The organism is Methanobrevibacter millerae (assembly GCF_900103415.1).
Lineage (GTDB): Archaea > Methanobacteriota > Methanobacteria > Methanobacteriales > Methanobacteriaceae > Methanocatella > Methanocatella millerae.
This window is the reverse complement of record NZ_FMXB01000005.1, coordinates 103,914-120,190: the sequence shown is the minus strand read 5'-3', so window position 1 is coordinate 120,190 and position 16,277 is coordinate 103,914. Positions and strand designations below refer to the sequence as shown.

Annotated in this window: 11 protein-coding genes; 10 read left to right on the top strand and 1 reads right to left on the bottom strand. The window is 35.0% G+C overall.

Annotation, left to right across the window (positions count from 1 at the left end):
• Position 1 precedes the first annotated feature (1 nt).
• The 5 genes from F3G70_RS04280 to F3G70_RS04260 all read left to right on the top strand — a co-directional run bounded on the left by F3G70_RS04280 (position 2) and on the right by F3G70_RS04260 (position 9,238).
• Positions 2-1,381 carry a tetratricopeptide repeat protein gene (locus tag F3G70_RS04280; RefSeq protein WP_149731465.1) on the top strand — a complete coding sequence of 460 codons (1,380 nt, stop codon included), beginning with the start codon at positions 2-4 and terminating at the stop codon, positions 1,379-1,381.
• Between the two features lie 19 nt (positions 1,382-1,400).
• Positions 1,401-3,161 (top strand): molecular chaperone DnaK, encoded by a 1,761-nt coding sequence (gene dnaK, locus F3G70_RS04275; RefSeq protein ID WP_149731464.1) that lies wholly within the window; start codon positions 1,401-1,403, stop codon positions 3,159-3,161.
• A 469-nt stretch (positions 3,162-3,630) separates the two neighbouring features.
• Entirely contained in the window at positions 3,631-4,581 is a 951-nt protein-coding gene (locus tag F3G70_RS04270) for a hypothetical protein (protein ID WP_149731463.1), read from the top strand.
• Between the two features lie 939 nt (positions 4,582-5,520).
• Positions 5,521-6,762 carry a translation elongation factor EF-1 subunit alpha gene (tuf, locus tag F3G70_RS04265; RefSeq protein WP_149731462.1) on the top strand — a complete coding sequence of 414 codons (1,242 nt, stop codon included), beginning with the start codon at positions 5,521-5,523 and terminating at the stop codon, positions 6,760-6,762.
• A gap of 286 nt (positions 6,763-7,048) precedes the next feature.
• A complete protein-coding gene (locus F3G70_RS04260; RefSeq protein ID WP_149731461.1) occupies positions 7,049-9,238 on the top strand; it encodes an elongation factor EF-2 in 2,190 nt (729 codons plus the stop codon).
• Positions 9,239-9,346: 108 nt separating this feature from the next.
• Here the strand turns inward: F3G70_RS04260 and F3G70_RS04255 are convergent, their stop codons facing one another.
• The gene (locus F3G70_RS04255; protein ID WP_149731460.1) at positions 9,347-11,530 is read right to left on the bottom strand and encodes a right-handed parallel beta-helix repeat-containing protein; all 2,184 of its coding nucleotides are present in this window, start codon (positions 11,528-11,530) and stop codon (positions 9,347-9,349) included.
• Between the two features lie 318 nt (positions 11,531-11,848).
• Here F3G70_RS04255 and F3G70_RS04250 point away from each other — a divergent pair, with 318 nt between their 5' ends.
• The 5 genes from F3G70_RS04250 to F3G70_RS12025 all read left to right on the top strand — a co-directional run bounded on the left by F3G70_RS04250 (position 11,849) and on the right by F3G70_RS12025 (position 16,189).
• A complete protein-coding gene (locus tag F3G70_RS04250; RefSeq protein ID WP_223166004.1) occupies positions 11,849-13,804 on the top strand; it encodes a hypothetical protein in 1,956 nt (651 codons plus the stop codon).
• A 10-nt stretch (positions 13,805-13,814) separates the two neighbouring features.
• Complete coding sequence (locus F3G70_RS04245) at positions 13,815-14,222, top strand: hypothetical protein (protein ID WP_149731458.1); 408 nt, start codon at positions 13,815-13,817, stop codon at positions 14,220-14,222.
• A gap of 333 nt (positions 14,223-14,555) precedes the next feature.
• Positions 14,556-14,837 (top strand): hypothetical protein, encoded by a 282-nt coding sequence (locus F3G70_RS04240; RefSeq protein ID WP_149731457.1) that lies wholly within the window; start codon positions 14,556-14,558, stop codon positions 14,835-14,837.
• A 441-nt stretch (positions 14,838-15,278) separates the two neighbouring features.
• The gene (locus F3G70_RS12410; protein ID WP_262492212.1) at positions 15,279-15,401 is read left to right on the top strand and encodes a hypothetical protein; all 123 of its coding nucleotides are present in this window, start codon (positions 15,279-15,281) and stop codon (positions 15,399-15,401) included.
• Between the two features lie 626 nt (positions 15,402-16,027).
• Complete coding sequence (locus tag F3G70_RS12025; RefSeq protein WP_188118075.1) at positions 16,028-16,189, top strand: hypothetical protein; 162 nt, start codon at positions 16,028-16,030, stop codon at positions 16,187-16,189.
• Positions 16,190-16,277 lie beyond the last annotated feature (88 nt).

The following is a 16,277-nucleotide window of genomic DNA, read 5'->3' as shown; positions in this document are numbered from 1 at the left end:
TATGTCAAGATTAATCGAATATGCAAGGGAACTGGAACAGCAAGGCAGGTTTGAGGATGCCCTGAATTATTATGAAATGGCAATTGATGAAAAGGGATGTCCGTTTGATATCAGAAAGGATATAGGCCAGGTTTTAAACAAGCTGGGCAATTATCAGGAAGCGCTGGACTGCTTTGATTTGGTATTGACGATGGATGAAAATCATTTTGAATCATTGTTCGGCCGTGCAATTTCTTTAATCGGTCTTAATGAGTGGGTTGATGCATTCAATTCACTTGTAAAAGCAGTCAAGCTTGATAATGATAATGCAAATTGCTGGTATTATCTTGCAATTATTCTAAAGGAATATGGCGAAGAGGAAAGTGCCAGAAAATATTTCAAATACTTTAATGAGCTGGATAACGAGGACTTTTCCAATGTCCGCAGCAATTACGAGTTTGGCTTGATCTTTAAGCAGAGGGAAAATGAACTGTTCAGACGTAAAAGGACTTTAAATATCGAAGGCTTTAGAAAAGAATTGGCTTCATATGATCTGGATAATGAGAAAATCGAAACATTGCTTCGCACAATGCCCTATGAGGAATTATTATTCCATATGTATTGTTTGAAAGATTTGCATAAGGATTATCTTACAAAAGAGATTATCAAACAGAGCCTGGGATTGAATGATGAGGATATCATTAGGATGTTTGAACTGGAGGATGAGGAAAAAATCAAGCAAAGCGTAATTTCAATTTTAGGCTATGATCCGTTCGTGGATTTGGATGATGAGATTAATGTTCCTTTGTATGAAAAAACCGGTTTGTTCAGATATATTGATGATCACAAAGCAGATAATGGTGTGATTCGCGGTATCAGCGGATTTAATCGTTTCGTTAATGTGATGGAAGCAAAAAACATGCCTAAATTGTGCAGCAGAAATTTGAATTATGCGGAGGGCAATGCCCAATTTCAGATTAATGTATCAAACAGCATTAATGTGGCCAATGATAATTTCAACCAAGCTAAAAAAGCTATCGTTGGTAAAAATTACTCTGATGCATTTGTATTTCTGGATATTGCTTTAGAAAATTGTCCTGCGGATTATTACAACATATATAACATTAAATTTTATTATGCGACATTATTGTCCAAATTCAAGTCTCCGGATTATAAACTTTTGGCATTTAAATATTGCAATAACATTGAAGATAAATTCAGATATTTTAAAAATAAGGAGGTATACTTATTAAACAAAGCTTGCATAGCTTATGATTTAAGTTTTCATTATTTGAACTTTATAGATGAAGCAATTTATTATTTTAATAAATATTTGGAAGTGAAAGGTGGCAACGAAGATATACAATACCTGTTAAACAGTCTTTACTTGAGAAAATTATAATAGTTTGGGAGTGGATAAAATGAGTGAAAACGAAAGAATTATCGGAATCGATTTGGGAACAAGTAACTCTGCAGCTTGCGTATACATTGACGGTAAAGCAACTATCGTTCCAAGTGCAGAAGGGGCAACAGTTTATGGAAAGGCATTTCCAAGTTATGTTGCATTTACTGAAGATGGTGATTTGCTCGTAGGAGAGCCTGCAAAAAAACAGGCTATTACAAATCCTGAAAATACAATCAAAGCGATTAAAAGAAAAATGGGATCAGATTATACTGTTGAAATTCAGGGAAAGGAATATACTCCACAGCAAATCTCAGCATTTATCTTGCAGAAAATCAAAAGGGACACGGAAGCGTTTCTTGGTGAAGAAATTTCAAAAGCGGTAATTACCGTACCAGCATACTTTGACGACAATCAAAGAACAGCAACAAAGGACGCTGGAAAAATTGCAGGTCTTGACGTATTAAGACTTTTGAACGAACCGACAGCGGCAAGCCTTGCTTACGGCTTAAATAAGAATTCAGATGAACACATCAACATTCTGGTATTTGATATGGGTGGAGGAACATTGGATGTAACGATTATGGAATTTGGAGATGAGATTTTCGAAGTTCGCGCAACCAGCGGAAACACCCAGCTCGGTGGAAAGGACATGGATTTCGCCTTAAAAAAATACTTGGCCGACGAGTTTGAGCAGGAACATGGAGTTAACTTATTGGATGATCCGCAAGCCGATATGAGACTGGAAGAAGCAGCGGAAAGAGCTAAAATCGAATTATCCAATACTGTTGAAACGGAAATCAATCTGCCGTTCATTGCAATGGACAGCGACGGTCAGGCATTGAACCTCATTACTACAATCAACCGTTCCAAATTGGAAACTCTCGTTGAGGAAATTGTAAAAAGGGGTGGTGAAACAATTCAAAGAGCATTGGATGACGCTGTAATGACTTCAGAAGACATTGACAAAGTAATCCTTGTCGGAGGACCTACAAGAATGCCAATAGTTCAGGAATACGTTGAATTATACTTGGCTAAAAAAGTTGAAAGGGGAATCGATCCTATGGAATGCGTTGCGCAGGGCGCTGCAATCCAGGCAGGTGTAATCGACGGCGTAATCGGAGATCTGATTCTTGTTGATGTAACTCCTCTATCTTTAGGTACTGAAGTGGCCGATGGGTCCACGTCAGTTATCATTCCAAGAAACACTGCCATTCCAGTTAAGAAAAGTGAAATCTATTCAACAGTCCATGACAATCAAACGGGCGTTAATGTAAATGTTGTTCAGGGTGAACGTAAGATGGCTGATGACAATTCACAGTTGGGTTCATTTTTACTAAACGGAATTCCTCCAGCTCCAAGGGGAGTGCCTCAAATTGAGATTACCTATGAAATCGATGCTGATGGTATCTTAAACGTAACTGCAAAAGAACTCTCAACTGGTGTAAATCAATCTATCATCATTGATGCATCAATGAAAATGTCCGATTCAGAAATCGAAAGGGCTATTAAAGAAGCAAATGAATATGCTGAACAGGATGAGAAAAAATACAGGCTAGCTCAGCTTAGAAACGATGCGGACTCAGCCATTTACGCTGCTGAAAAATTCATTTTTGATCCCGAATTCAGGGACCAGATTCCGCCATCTGACATAGACAGAATCGAAAACCTGATTGTTGAGTTAAAACAGGCTGTCAGTGATGAGGACGTTGTTCAAATTACTGTCAAGACAAAAGAGTTAAATGATGCAACCACTGAAATTGGAGCTAGTTTCTACTAGCTTCAATATTTCCTTATTGTGGAGGTGTTACTATATTTGATTTCGGTGAATTTCTTATAATGGGAGTTTTTATTTTTGCTTTTATTTTTGCCCTTTTAATCGGCTTAATTCAATATAATTTGCTGCATAAGGCTCTGTTTTATGGAGTGGTAGTTGTTGTTGTAGTCGTGGCGATATATATCATAAATAAAATATTGATTTGGAGAAACTAAATCCTGGTTGAATTTCGCATCTGTTTTAGGCTGATTTTTGAGATGATACTATGAACTCACAGGGAATCGTTTAGATTTCATTGGCTTTTTTTCTTTTTTGAATATTTTTTTAGTGTTTTTAATTTTTCCTACTTTTCATTTTTCAAAATCAGATGAAACACAAAAGATAATAAATCAAAAGCTCAAAAAATTAATCATGGGATTCATCTGGTGAGAAAATCAGATGATTTTTATATTAATTTGGTAAAAATGAGACAATGATTTTCAAAAAGGATTTTGATGAGGAAAGCAAAGAATGCGAAAGTTTAACCCATATTGAAGAGGACATTGCCGAGCCCGCATTAATTGAAATTGATAAGTTATTTGGTGCCGCTGATGTTTTAAGCATAAAATACGCTGAAATTCATCATGAAAGAATTCGCAACATTTCCATTATCGCACCTTTAATAGTATTTTTCTTTCTTCTTTATGAAGCTGCAGAGCAGCATTGGCTGATTTTTGTGGTTACTGCACTTGTCTTATTGCTGTATTATGTTTATAGTCATCCTGATGATGAGAAAACTCATGAAAAATATCTGGAATACCGAATGCTTGCCGAATCGCTCCGAGTTCAATATTTCATTTCAAAGGCAGGCATCAAAAAGCAGGTAATTGATATTTTGCCGTGGTTTACTGAAATACGGATTCCTCTGATTAAGGACGTCCTGTCTGATTTGCCCACGCTAGACACAGGTAAAAAAGAGCCTATTCTGGACATCTGGATTAGAGATCAGATGAACTATCATGCCGAAGCACACAAAAAGGCATTAAGGCAGGAAGAGAAAAACAAGTTTTATGAAAGAATTTCACTGATTGCAACAATTGCCTTTTACGTTATGGCGCTGGTTTTTGAAATTACTATGATAATGTACGCTCCTTTTGATTTGGAAACTCCTCACTGGATTCGTGCAGGCTTGAAAATCGGTGTGGGAACCGCTACGGCAATTACAATATTTCTTTCAAACTACTATGGAAAAATGTCCTTATCCAGTAAGGTTGAAGAGCATATGAGAATGTACCTGCTCTATCAGAAAATCGAATTCGAAATTAAAAAAACCCGGGAGGAGCGCGAAGAGCAGATAATCTATCTGGCTAAGCAATGCCTGATTGAAAACACCGTTTGGTATTCACATCAAAAGAAAAACGAGCCGGATTTTGCCGTCGAATGATATCTGGTTTTTCACAGGGAAATTAATGGGTGAATAATCGATTCAACGGTTAATTATATTAACGCTCGTAATAAAAAACATTATTTTAAATTAAGCTATCTTAATATCATTGATGTATCAATAAATATTCATTTTGTGCACGGCTTAACTATATAGGCTTTTAGCTATATTTAACTGGATGTGTGATTCCTTAAATATCTTGAAGGTTTTCAAAGTGAGTTTGTTGTCACTTTTGATATCGTCATTTAATTTATCCCATGAAACTAGATTAGTGCTTGTTTTTTTGAGTATTCTCCAAAAATCCTGCTTAAATTAACCGGAAAATCGTACAAGAAGGTTCTGGGGGATAATAAACAACACTGGGTCAAGGGAGATGACAATAACTGAATCCACACTATACAACAACACAGCACAAATCTATGTGGAGCAATATATATAAAATCAAAAAATATGAATCCAAAATTTGTACCTTCAAAGACAATAAACCGGGTGATGTTTATGAAAAAAGTAATTGCTTCTAAACATGTGAGAATACTTTTTACTAAGATATTAATGCTTTCTCTTGACTCGAATATAGATTTTCTTATTTTTTCCATTTTGGTAATTGCTGTAAGAAGTAATTTTTAAGGGAATTTGTTCTGGATAAAGCTTTTTCTTTCATTGATTTATATAAACTCAAAGTAAAATTATCATTAAAGGTTTTTTCTTGAAAGGAATAATTCCCGGATAAAGCTTTTGCTTTATCTGATTTATATCTATTATAAATTAAACTTATTAATTGAAGATTATTTCTTGAAAGGAATCATCTTTGTTTAGGAGTTTTATATTGTTAATGTTTTCATTAGATATAAAGACTCTGTTTAAAGTAAATAACTGTTTACTTTGTTTTGAATGTCAGGTAGTATGGCATTTATAATTGATTAAAAGGAGGTTACTACATTGGTAAAAGAAAAAGAACATATTAATTTAGCATTTGTTGGACACGTTGACCATGGAAAATCCACTTTAGCTGGACATGTATTGTTAAAAGCTGGTGCAATTCCGGAAAAGAAATTCGGAAACGGCGAAGAAAGATTCAGAAAAGTTTTCGATACGTTAAAAGCCGAACAAGATGGTGGAATTACCATAGATTTAGCACATCAAAAATTTTCCACTAAAAAATACGATTACACTGTAGTAGACTGTCCTGGACACAGAGACTTTGTTAAAAACATGATCACTGGTGCTTCCCAAGCAGACGCTGCTGTGTTAGTTGTTGCGGCTAACGATGGGGTAATGCCTCAAACAAAAGAACACGTATTCTTATCCAGAACTTTAGGCATTAACCAGTTAATCGTAGCTATCAACAAAATTGATTTAGTCGATTATTCTCAAGAAAAATTTGATGAAGTAAAAGATGAAGTATCTAGATTAATTCAAAACGTAGGTTTCAATCCTGATGATGTTGATTTCATTCCATTATCTGCATTTGAAGGAGATAACATCAAGGAGATTTCTGAAAACACTCCATGGTACAAAGGTAATACATTAATTGACGCATTTGATAGCTTATCTGCTCCTGAAAAACCAACTGACTTACCATTAAGAATTCCTATTCAAGATGTTTACTCCATTACTGGAGTGGGAACAGTGCCTGTTGGAAGAGTAGAAACTGGTGTCATGAAGATCAATGAAGACGTTATCTTTGAACCTGCCGGCGTTTCCGGTAAAGTCACTTCCATTGAAATGCACCACGAACAATATGAAGCTGCTGAACCTGGTGACAACATCGGATTCAACGTAAGAGGCGTAGGTAAAAACGATATCATGAGAGGAGATGTTGCAGGTCATGTAAACGATGCTCCTGCTGTTGCAAAAGAATTCAAAGCACAAATTGTTGTTTTACAACACCCGGGTGTAATTACTGTAGGATACACTCCTGTATTCCACTGCCACACTTCTCAAGTTGCATGTACTTTCGTAGAATTAATTCAAAAGTTAAACCCATCCACTGGAGAAGTTGAACAAGAAAATCCGGACTTCTTAAAAACTGGAGATGCAGCTATCGTTAAAGTTAAACCTACTAAACCAATGTGCATTGAAAATACAACTGAGATCCCACAAATGGGCAGATTTGCTGTTCGTGACATGGGACAAACTGTTGCTGCAGGTTTATGCCTTGAAGTGACAGACAAAAAATAGATTCGAAAGTAATTTTTATTACTTTCTCTATTTTTTTTAAGTGTAAAGTAAAAACTTTATAAAATTTATATACTATTTTAAACATAACGATAATTAGAAATATTATTGGGGAGGTGTTAATCATGGGGCTCGAAGATTTAGAATCAGATTTCATTTGTATGAAAGTCGAATCTAACTTCAGCTTCGTGATTGATGCAGGCTTTTTTTAGATAAACCAGATTAATGCATTATTTTTTTATTTTAACTCTCGGCTTTCATACGTTAATTAATTAAAGGGAGTTATTTCATGACAAGAAAAGAAAAAATTACTGCAAAAATAAAAGAATTGATGTATGGACCTAAAAAAATTAGAAACATTTGTATCTGTGCCCATATTGATCATGGAAAAACTACTTTGTCTGATAATTTAATGGCGGCAGCAGGATTTATTTCAAAAGATCTGGCGGGCGAACAAAGGATAATGGACAGTAAATCAGATGAAAAAGATCGTGAAATTATTATTGATGCTGCAAATGCTTCTATGGTTCAGAAGTACAATGGTGAAGATTATTTAATTAACTTAATTGATACTCCAGGACATGTTGACTTTGGCGGGGATGTTACCCGTGCAATGAGAGCTGTTGACGGTGCAGTCGTTGTTGTATGTGCTGTAGACGGTATTAAACCGCAGACAGAAACTGTACTTAGACAGGCTTTAAAGGAAAATGTAAAACCTGTACTTTTCATTAACAAAGTCGATAGACTAATCAATGAGTTAAGGTTCAGTGATGAAGAGCTAAAGGAAAGATTTTTAAAAATCTTTATGGATGTCAACAACCTGATTAAAAAGTTATCTCCGGATAATCAAGATTGGCAGCTGGATGTAAACGACGGAAGTGTCGCATTCGGTTCCGCTTATCAAAATTGGGCTATCAATGTTCCTACAATGCAGGAAACAGGCATTAAATTTAGCGATATTGTTGAATATTGTATCCAAGGTAAATCCAATGAATTAGCTAAGCGTTTGCCTTTATATGATGTTTTGATTAATATGGTAATTGAACATCTTCCTTCTCCGGATGTTGCACAGGCATACAGAGTTCCAAAAATATGGAATGGAGATATCGAATCACCTGTAGGTCAGGCATTAATCAATACCTCTGCAAAAGGCCCTCTTGGTGCAATGATTACAAATGTGGCTGAAAGTGATCATGCGGGTTTTGTTTCAACATGCAGAGTTTATGGAGGCACATTGCAAAAAGGTGGAGAAATTTATCTCGTTGGAGCTAAAGCAAAATCCCGTATTCAACGTGTCGGTGTCTTTGTCGGTCCGAATACCATTGATACTGAAAAAGTTCCGGCAGGAAACATTGCATTTATTACAGGTATTAAAAATCCAACTGCTGGTGAAACATTATGTTTGGCCAGTGATAAAATAGATGAATTTGAGCCAATAGACCATATTTCAGAACCTGTTGTAACAGTAGCTATTGAACCTAAAAACATAAAGGATTTGCCTAAATTGATTGATGTTTTAAGGAATGTTGGAAAAGTAGATCCAACCATTAAGGTCAATATTAATGAAAAAACCGGCGAACAATTAATTTCCGGTATGGGTGAACTTCACTTGGATGTAATAATTAACAGGATAAAAAACGATAAAAAATTAGAAGTCATTACCTCAGAACCTATTGTTGTTTACAGGGAAAGCGTTTTAGGTAATGCAGGTCCTGTTGAAGGCAAGTCCCCAAACAAACACAACAGATTCTACATTGAGGTAGAGCCATTGGATGAAGGTATCTTAAAAGCATTGAATGCAAAGGACTTAAAAGAAGGAGAAGTCAAATCCAAGGAAATGGCAAATAAATTCATTGAATTCGGTATGGATAAGGAAGAGGCAAGACGTGTCTGGGACATATGCAACAAGTCCATGTTTTTAAACATGACTCGCGGTATCCAATACCTGGATGAAGTAAAAACACTGTTGCTTGAAGGTTTTGAAGAAGCCCTTAAAGAAGGACCTTTGGCTTCAGAAGAAGTAACCGGACTGAAATTCAAATTAGTCGATGCTAAACTTCACGAAGATGCAGTTCACAGAGGCCCGGCACAAGTCATTCCCGCGATTAAGAATGCCATTAAAGGTTCTATCATGCTTGCAAATCCATGTTTGGTAGAACCTATTCAAAAAGTTTTAATATCAGCTCCGCTTGAGTATATTGGTGCCTGTGCCAATAATGTCCAAAACAGGCGTGGAATGATGATTGGTCAGGAAATCTTTGATGATGTCAGTGAAATGGAATTTGAAGTTCCGGTCGCTGAAATGTTTGGATTTGCAGCCGATATCAGATCTGCAACTGGAGGTAAAGGATTGTTTTCAACTGAAATTAAAGGATTTAAAACCTTGCCTCGCAATTTGCAGGACAATGTTGTAAAACAAATCCGCCAAAGGAAAGGCATTTCTCCAGAGCCTTTCAGTGCTGAACACTATTTAGGATGAAAGTGTTAGTCACTTTCATTCTACAACCTTTTTTTAGTAAAATATTTTAAATTAATATGCATACCTGTTGAATCAATCCGAATCAATGGTCATGCAATCCTTATTTTGTTAAATGTCAATAATCTTACTGAAATAGTGGATGTCCTTATTCCTATTATCTTCAAATTCGCAGTTTTCCACATCCAGATATTTTCTATGCTGGCAATAAATTGCTCCACCATTCGGTGCTTCGTTAAATATGAATGTGGAATCAGATAATGTCAATATCATGCTAGAACTTTTGATTGCCCCTCCATCACGTTTTGCACGATTAAACTTGAATGTAGAGTCGTTAATGTTGAGTTGGCTGAAATTGTATATTGCACCACCGCCACCCGCAGAGTTAGTGAAGAATTCACAAGCATCAATCTTTAAATTGGCGATTTCATCCCTATTGATAATGCATAATGCTCCCCCAGAAGATTTTACTTTATTTCCGTTAAATTCAGACAGGATAATTTTTAAATCACCTGAATTGCAATAAATAGCTCCTCCACTCTCTGCGGAATTATTTTTGAATTCTGTTTTTTCAATCTCCATATTTCCGTTAGAGTATATTACCCCTCCATCATTAGAGGAAGTGTTTCCAGCAAATTCAGAATTTTTAATCGACAATGAGCCGTTTGAGAAAATTGCTCCTCCGAAATATTTTGAATCATTGTAGGTGAACTTGCAGTTGATGATGGATAGCTCTCCACAGTTATGTATGGCTCCACCTTCGCTGCTGTGCTTTTTTTCCGCCATATTTTTTGACAAAAATGAATCCTTGACGGTCAGCCATCCCTTATTGGATATTGCTCCTCCGTCTTTATTGGAAGTGTTGCCTAAAAACTGGCAATTCTCGATAGTCAGACTGGAGTCATAGTTGACTCTCAAGCATCCTCCTGCATTGTTGATTTGATTTCTGTAATCGATTTCCTGAAATCCGTTTTTAAAGACAATATTTTTAAGCAGAATGTTTTTTCCTGTCACACAGAATATGCGGGATTCGCCGGCACCGTCAATCGTTTTGCCGTTCCCGTCGATGACCAGCCCATCGATGTCCAATTCGATTCCGCCTTCATAGAAATCCCTTTCATACTTTTCAAATACCACATCTTCCATTAAAACTATTTCCTTGGAGTTGTTATGGTGGATAATCCTGTCGAGATATCCGAAATCATGCTTTTCCTCTTTGGGAATCAATTCTTCTGGGGTGTCGACAATGCCAGTGCCCTGAATCTTATCCAACAGATTGTCTGAAAGTTTCCGGATGAATATGTTTTCACTATTGATGATTGTTTTGCCTTCATCTGTAATTTTAGGGGCAATCAGTGTCAAATCACCATAGTTTTCAATATTTTTAGGATTATTGTTGAATGTATTTGCATCAAAAAGTGTATTTTCAATCGTGAACGTTTTTAAATTTGAAATAATCATATCATCAATTGTGTTTTCTGTGATTTGGCCATTGAAGAGAGAGGCATTTCCAAAGTTGGTAATGATGAATTCCGATTTGTTGTTTGAAAAAACAGTGTCATAAACCCTCAAGTGGGAAAAGTCATGTTCGCTGTGGATGATTCTGCCGGTATTTTTTGAAAATTCGGAGTTTTTGATTTCGACAAACTGGGAATTGTGGATGATGTTGTTTGGGGATACATTTTCACAGATTCTTGAATTTGACATTGTCATTTCGCCTTCATTACGTATTGCAGCTCCGATTTCTGCAGTATTATTCTTAAATACTGAGTCGGATATAGTTAATTCACCCATGTTGTGTATTGCCCCTCCACGTTTGTTAGATGAGTTGTTTAGGAATTTGCAGTTGACGATGATAAGTTTGCCTTGACTCATTACAGCCCCTCCGCCGGGATGGTTCATGTCCTGGCTGACTTTATTGTCCACGAAAGTTGAATCTTCAATTCTAAGCTCGCCTGTGTTGAGCAATGCGGATCCAAAGATATCACTGAATCCGTTTTTGAAAACCATGTTTTTGATTGTGACATTTTTGGCCTTGCATTTGAACATCCGTGCCTTTTGCCTTCCATCCATCGTGTGGCCGTTGCCGTTTATGACTATATTGTCAACATCCAGTTCAATGCCTGTTGAATATTTCCTCTCTTCAGATTTTCCTAATACTATATCCGAATCCAGAAAGATTTCAGATGCATTTCCATGAATCTGTTTGTCCAGATATTTGAAATTGCGGCTGGAACTACCATTTTTATTTTCATTAGAACCGAACGCTTTTTTTAACCTGTCTCCAAAACCCATACTATCACCAGTTAATATTAACTTTAGAAATACTATTAATTAAATTTACTTTTAAAATTTCTTTATTTAATGATATTATTGCTTAGAAAAATGAAAAAATGAATTTGATTCAAAAAATTATTTAAATAATTCAATAGCTATGTCTTAATGAAAGCAAAAGCTTTATTTCACTTATATTCTTTTTAATTTATACATTTAATTGTAAACTATTTACTAAAAAATAAAGGTGGTGATAAAATCAATAAGAACTTTGAATATACAAGAGATAGTTTATATGACCATTTTGAAAAAAATATGGTATCCAGAAAGTTATTTAGAGTGGATTGCGACACAGATGAGCTGTGGCAATTTTTCCTGGATAAGCTTCCAAATCAAATCAACCCTATTTATCGTGAAAACAGGGTTCATGATTGCAGTAGCTGCCGTAGTTTTTTCAGACATGCTGCCAATATGGTAGCAATTGATGAAGACACATATGAGTTAATCACATTGTTCGGATGTGAGCCTCACAAGGATTATGAAGGTGTCTTTAAAGAGTTGGATGAATATATTAAAAGCTGTAAAATTACAGATGTGTTTAAGCATGATACAAAAAAATTAGGTCATAAATATGATCGTGAGCAATTGGAAGACGGCAGTGTAGTTAGACACAATCACTTTTACCTTGAGCTTCCAAGAAATCATGTCGGATATAGAAGCGATGTTGCTGAAGCTAGAACTACTAGGGAAGTGTTGCAAGCTTCAACTGAGGAAATTTCTCTTGATTCTGTTGACACTGCCTTAGAACTTATCTCCACTAACAGCTTATATAGAGGTAACGAATGGAAAGATGTTCTTGAAAAATTCAGAGATCACCTGGTTGAAGTTGAAAGTGTTGATGAAGATAATTTAGATAAGTTTTACTGGATTAAAAGTATTGAACTTGGTCAATTAATTTCTAGATTAAAAAATAAGAGTATCGGTACACTTTTAGTGGAAATCAGTTTCGGCGTACCGTTGGATGAAGCGGTTTCCAATTATGAAAGAATCGTTGCTCCAACTAACTATAAAAGGCCTAAGGCAATTTTCACAAAATCCATGCTTAAAAGAGCAGAAGAAAAAATCGATGAATTAGGTTTTAAAGATTCTATCCCGCGCAGATTTGCAGTAATGGGAGATTTAAGTGTTAGGGATGTTTTATTTGCAAACAGGGATGTCACTCCTCAACTTCAGGAAAGTGAAAGTTTCTTCGATAAATTAAGAGGATTAACAACAAGCAGAGCTAGAAACTTCGATAAGGTTCAGGACATTCCAATCAATGATTTCATTGAAAATATTCTGCCTAGTGCTCAGGAAGTGGAATTATACTTGAATTATGATTTAGGAAATAACTTCGTATCTTTAATCGCTCCAATCAATAAGGATGCTCCAAGCATGTTTAAATGGGATAACTTATTCAGCTGGGCATATAAAAACAACATTGCTGACAGTTTAATGAAACAGAGAGTTAAAGCAATGGGCGGAGACGTTGACGTTGACTTGAGATTCTCCATTCAGTGGAACGATCAGGAATGGGATAAAAACGATTTGGATGCACACTGTACGGAACCTACAGGCTTTGAAATTTATTATTCTCAAATGAGAAGTAAAAAAACTGACGGATGGCTGGATGTAGATATTATCCATCCGGTAGAAGGCGAAACATCTGTTGAAAACATCAGATATAAAGATAAAAGCCGCATGATTCCCGGTGATTACAAATTCCGTGTACATCAATACACTTACCGTGGCGGTGATAGAGGATTTAAAGCCGAGATTGAATTTGATGGAAGAATCTACAACTTCGCATATCCTTTCCAAGTAAGACAGGACGAATACATTGATGTCGCAACGGTAACTTTAGACGAAAACGGTAACTTTACCTTAAAAAGCTATTTAGACAATCAGGCTTCCAACATTAAAGAATGGGGATTAAGTTACAATACCTTTGTTCCGGTTTCCCTAATCTGTTACAGCCCAAACTACTGGGGCGATAATGCAATTGGAAACAAACATGTCTTTTTCATGTTAAAGGACTGTGTTAATGAAGATAGGGTAAATCCATGGTTCAATGAATTCCTGGTGGAAGAATTGATGGACCACAAAAGAGTAATGGAAGCTCTTGGTTCCATTGCAAAAGTTGAGAACTCTCCAAATCAGTTAAGTGGTATTGGATTTTCCTTAACTCAAAGAAATAAAGTTACTTTAAAAGTAAAAAGCGAAAACATCGAAAGAGTCATTAATGTTGTAATTTAGAGGTGATTCGATGAATGAAATTAGGAGGTATTCTATGGCAAATGTTTGGGTTGAATGTTTAAAAAACAAATATAGATTTGAATTTAAAGGCTTGATTAGTGTCGAAGATCTTTTCGATTTAAAATTGGAGGATTTGGATTCAATCTATAGAAATCTAAAAAATGAGGAAAAGGATCTTCAGGGAGATTCCTTACTTGACACTGCAAAAAATCCTAAAATCGGTGAAATTCAAGTTAAAATTGATGTGGTTAAAGCAGTTTTTGATATTAAACAAACAGATATTAAAAACACTGAGAAAGCTTTCGCTAATAAAGCTCAAAAAGATAAGATTTTAGCTATCATCGAAGATAAGGAAAATCAGGAATTGTCTGAAAAATCTATTGAAGAACTTAAAGAAATCTATTCCAATTTAGAATAGTTAGATAATCTATCATGCGATAGATTGTCTTATTTTTATTTTTTTTTGGTGCATTAAATTGAATTTTAAACAAAGAGATAAAATGTTATTTTACAAGATGATGAAGAGTTAATTTATAAAGATGGAATTGAAATTGATTCGGACGGATTAACAATTGACGGGTGCGGACATACAATAGATGCCCGAAATAAAGCCCGCATTTCAAACTTATTAAATGAAGATTCATCATACACATTTAAGAATTTAACTTTTAATAACACTTATTTCCCAGGTTAGGATCATCCTGATGCTTTAAACGATGGCGGTGGGGTCATCTATAACAAATCCATTTGCATGTTTGAAAATTGCAGTTTCATAAATAATGAAGCTTCACATTTTGGAGGCGCAATCGATAATATCTGTGGCTTTTTAACTTTTACGGACTGCGTATTTGAAAAGAATTTTGCACACGGTTCCGGAGGAGTAATATTCAATCACGCTGGTGATATTGACTTTACAAACTGTATTTTCAAACAGAACAAATCAAATCATACCGGTGCAGTATTATCGGATTTTGTTGGCCATTTGAAATTTAATAATTGTATATTTGATGATAATTCAATAGAATTTAAATGAATCATCGCATTAGCCCATAATGCATCATTTGACTTTGGCGATCAATATTTTTAAAAAATACCGTTAGTGAAGGGTTTTACATTTATACGGTAAGTATTTTTGATACAATGTAAGCATATAACATGTTTTTTAATGAGGTTATTTTAAAATTTTTTTTATCAAAAGAGAATTAATCATATACAGGATTTTTGATGAAATGGGTGTTGATTCGGTAAACTCTTTGTTCAGGTCAATGAATAATCACAAAGGATTCGGATAATAGAATTCTATTGTACTGGCCTAAAATAAGAGGAATATCTTGGAAAGAGTTTATTCCTGATGTTTTTATCTGATAAAATTGTTAAAAAAGCTTGCTTGGATAGATTATGTGTATTGCATTTGCATCAAAATCTTTTAAAAAACACATAGTGTGCTATTTTATCTACAGCTAATTTTAAATTTTTGGATGATTTAATCCATCGTCGGTCAAGAAGGATTTATCTGAATTCAGATATTGTTTTGGATAAGGATGAAATCCCCGATTATCATCATGGCATAAAAATTGACAGGGATAATATTAAATAATGGGCAATGGCCATACAATTGATGCTTGCAGTATTGCCCGTATACTATACAAAATATTTATTACTTTTAACTCTCACCATATAATATTTTTACACAATCATATATAATTTTAGTTCATAGCACATATTTTATAATCTTAAGAAAATTCAAATATCTCAATACTGAGCTACGAATCCCCATTGAAAAAAATTTTTACAAAAACATATATAGCAAATACTTCAATTCACAGAAAACAGATAATCAAACCATCAATGACTCAAGTAAAGACAAAGCTCCCAACTGTGTGGGCTGGGGACAGGCCCATTACTGTATAGCAAAATCATTAGACTATGATAAGCAGTTTTTTCCATGTTAAATGTTGTGTAAGAAGTACTGGCCATATCAGATTAAGGTTAAAGCATAAGAAACATACTTTAGGAAATTGGATTAACAGAGATCCAGCTGCAATAGCAGATACCAGTGACGGTAATGTTAAATCTATCTGGTGCGATAATAGTTACCTCATAGCATACGATCCAAGCTGGATATTCACAGATTTTTACTCAAGTTAGGCAATCAAATGAATTGCGATGAATGATTGAAGAATTAAAAAAATTTCCAAAGGATAAACCAATAAAGATAATGGAATGGTACAGTATATAATAGAAACCGATGAACCTGAAGACATTAACACTATAGGTTATCACAAAAAAGTCGGCATTGACGCATTAGAAGTCACTGGTGAGATAAGAGACTTTGTTGTTATTGTCAACGATAAGTATCATGAAATAGCAAGTGATTTTCCATAATTAACTAATTAACATTAACTAGAAGTCAGGTATTAAAAACTCACTATCCGAAAAATATTCATGTTAACTAATTTAATTATTTATAAAT

Excerpts from the sequence above, each read along its gene's own strand:
- F3G70_RS04240 (WP_149731457.1), top strand. The coding sequence starts at position 14,556 with ATGTTTGAAAATTGCAGTTTCATAAATAATGAAGCTTCACATTTTGGA.
- F3G70_RS04280 (WP_149731465.1), top strand. The coding sequence starts at position 2 with ATGTCAAGATTAATCGAATATGCAAGGGAACTGGAACAGCAAGGCAGG.
- dnaK (WP_149731464.1), top strand. The coding sequence starts at position 1,401 with ATGAGTGAAAACGAAAGAATTATCGGAATCGATTTGGGAACAAGTAAC.
- F3G70_RS12025 (WP_188118075.1), top strand. The coding sequence starts at position 16,028 with ATGGTACAGTATATAATAGAAACCGATGAACCTGAAGACATTAACACT.
- F3G70_RS04260 (WP_149731461.1), top strand. The coding sequence starts at position 7,049 with ATGACAAGAAAAGAAAAAATTACTGCAAAAATAAAAGAATTGATGTAT.
- F3G70_RS04245 (WP_149731458.1), top strand. The coding sequence starts at position 13,815 with ATGAATGAAATTAGGAGGTATTCTATGGCAAATGTTTGGGTTGAATGT.
- F3G70_RS04255 (WP_149731460.1), bottom strand. The coding sequence starts at position 11,530 with ATGGGTTTTGGAGACAGGTTAAAAAAAGCGTTCGGTTCTAATGAAAAT.
- F3G70_RS04270 (WP_149731463.1), top strand. The coding sequence starts at position 3,631 with ATGATTTTCAAAAAGGATTTTGATGAGGAAAGCAAAGAATGCGAAAGT.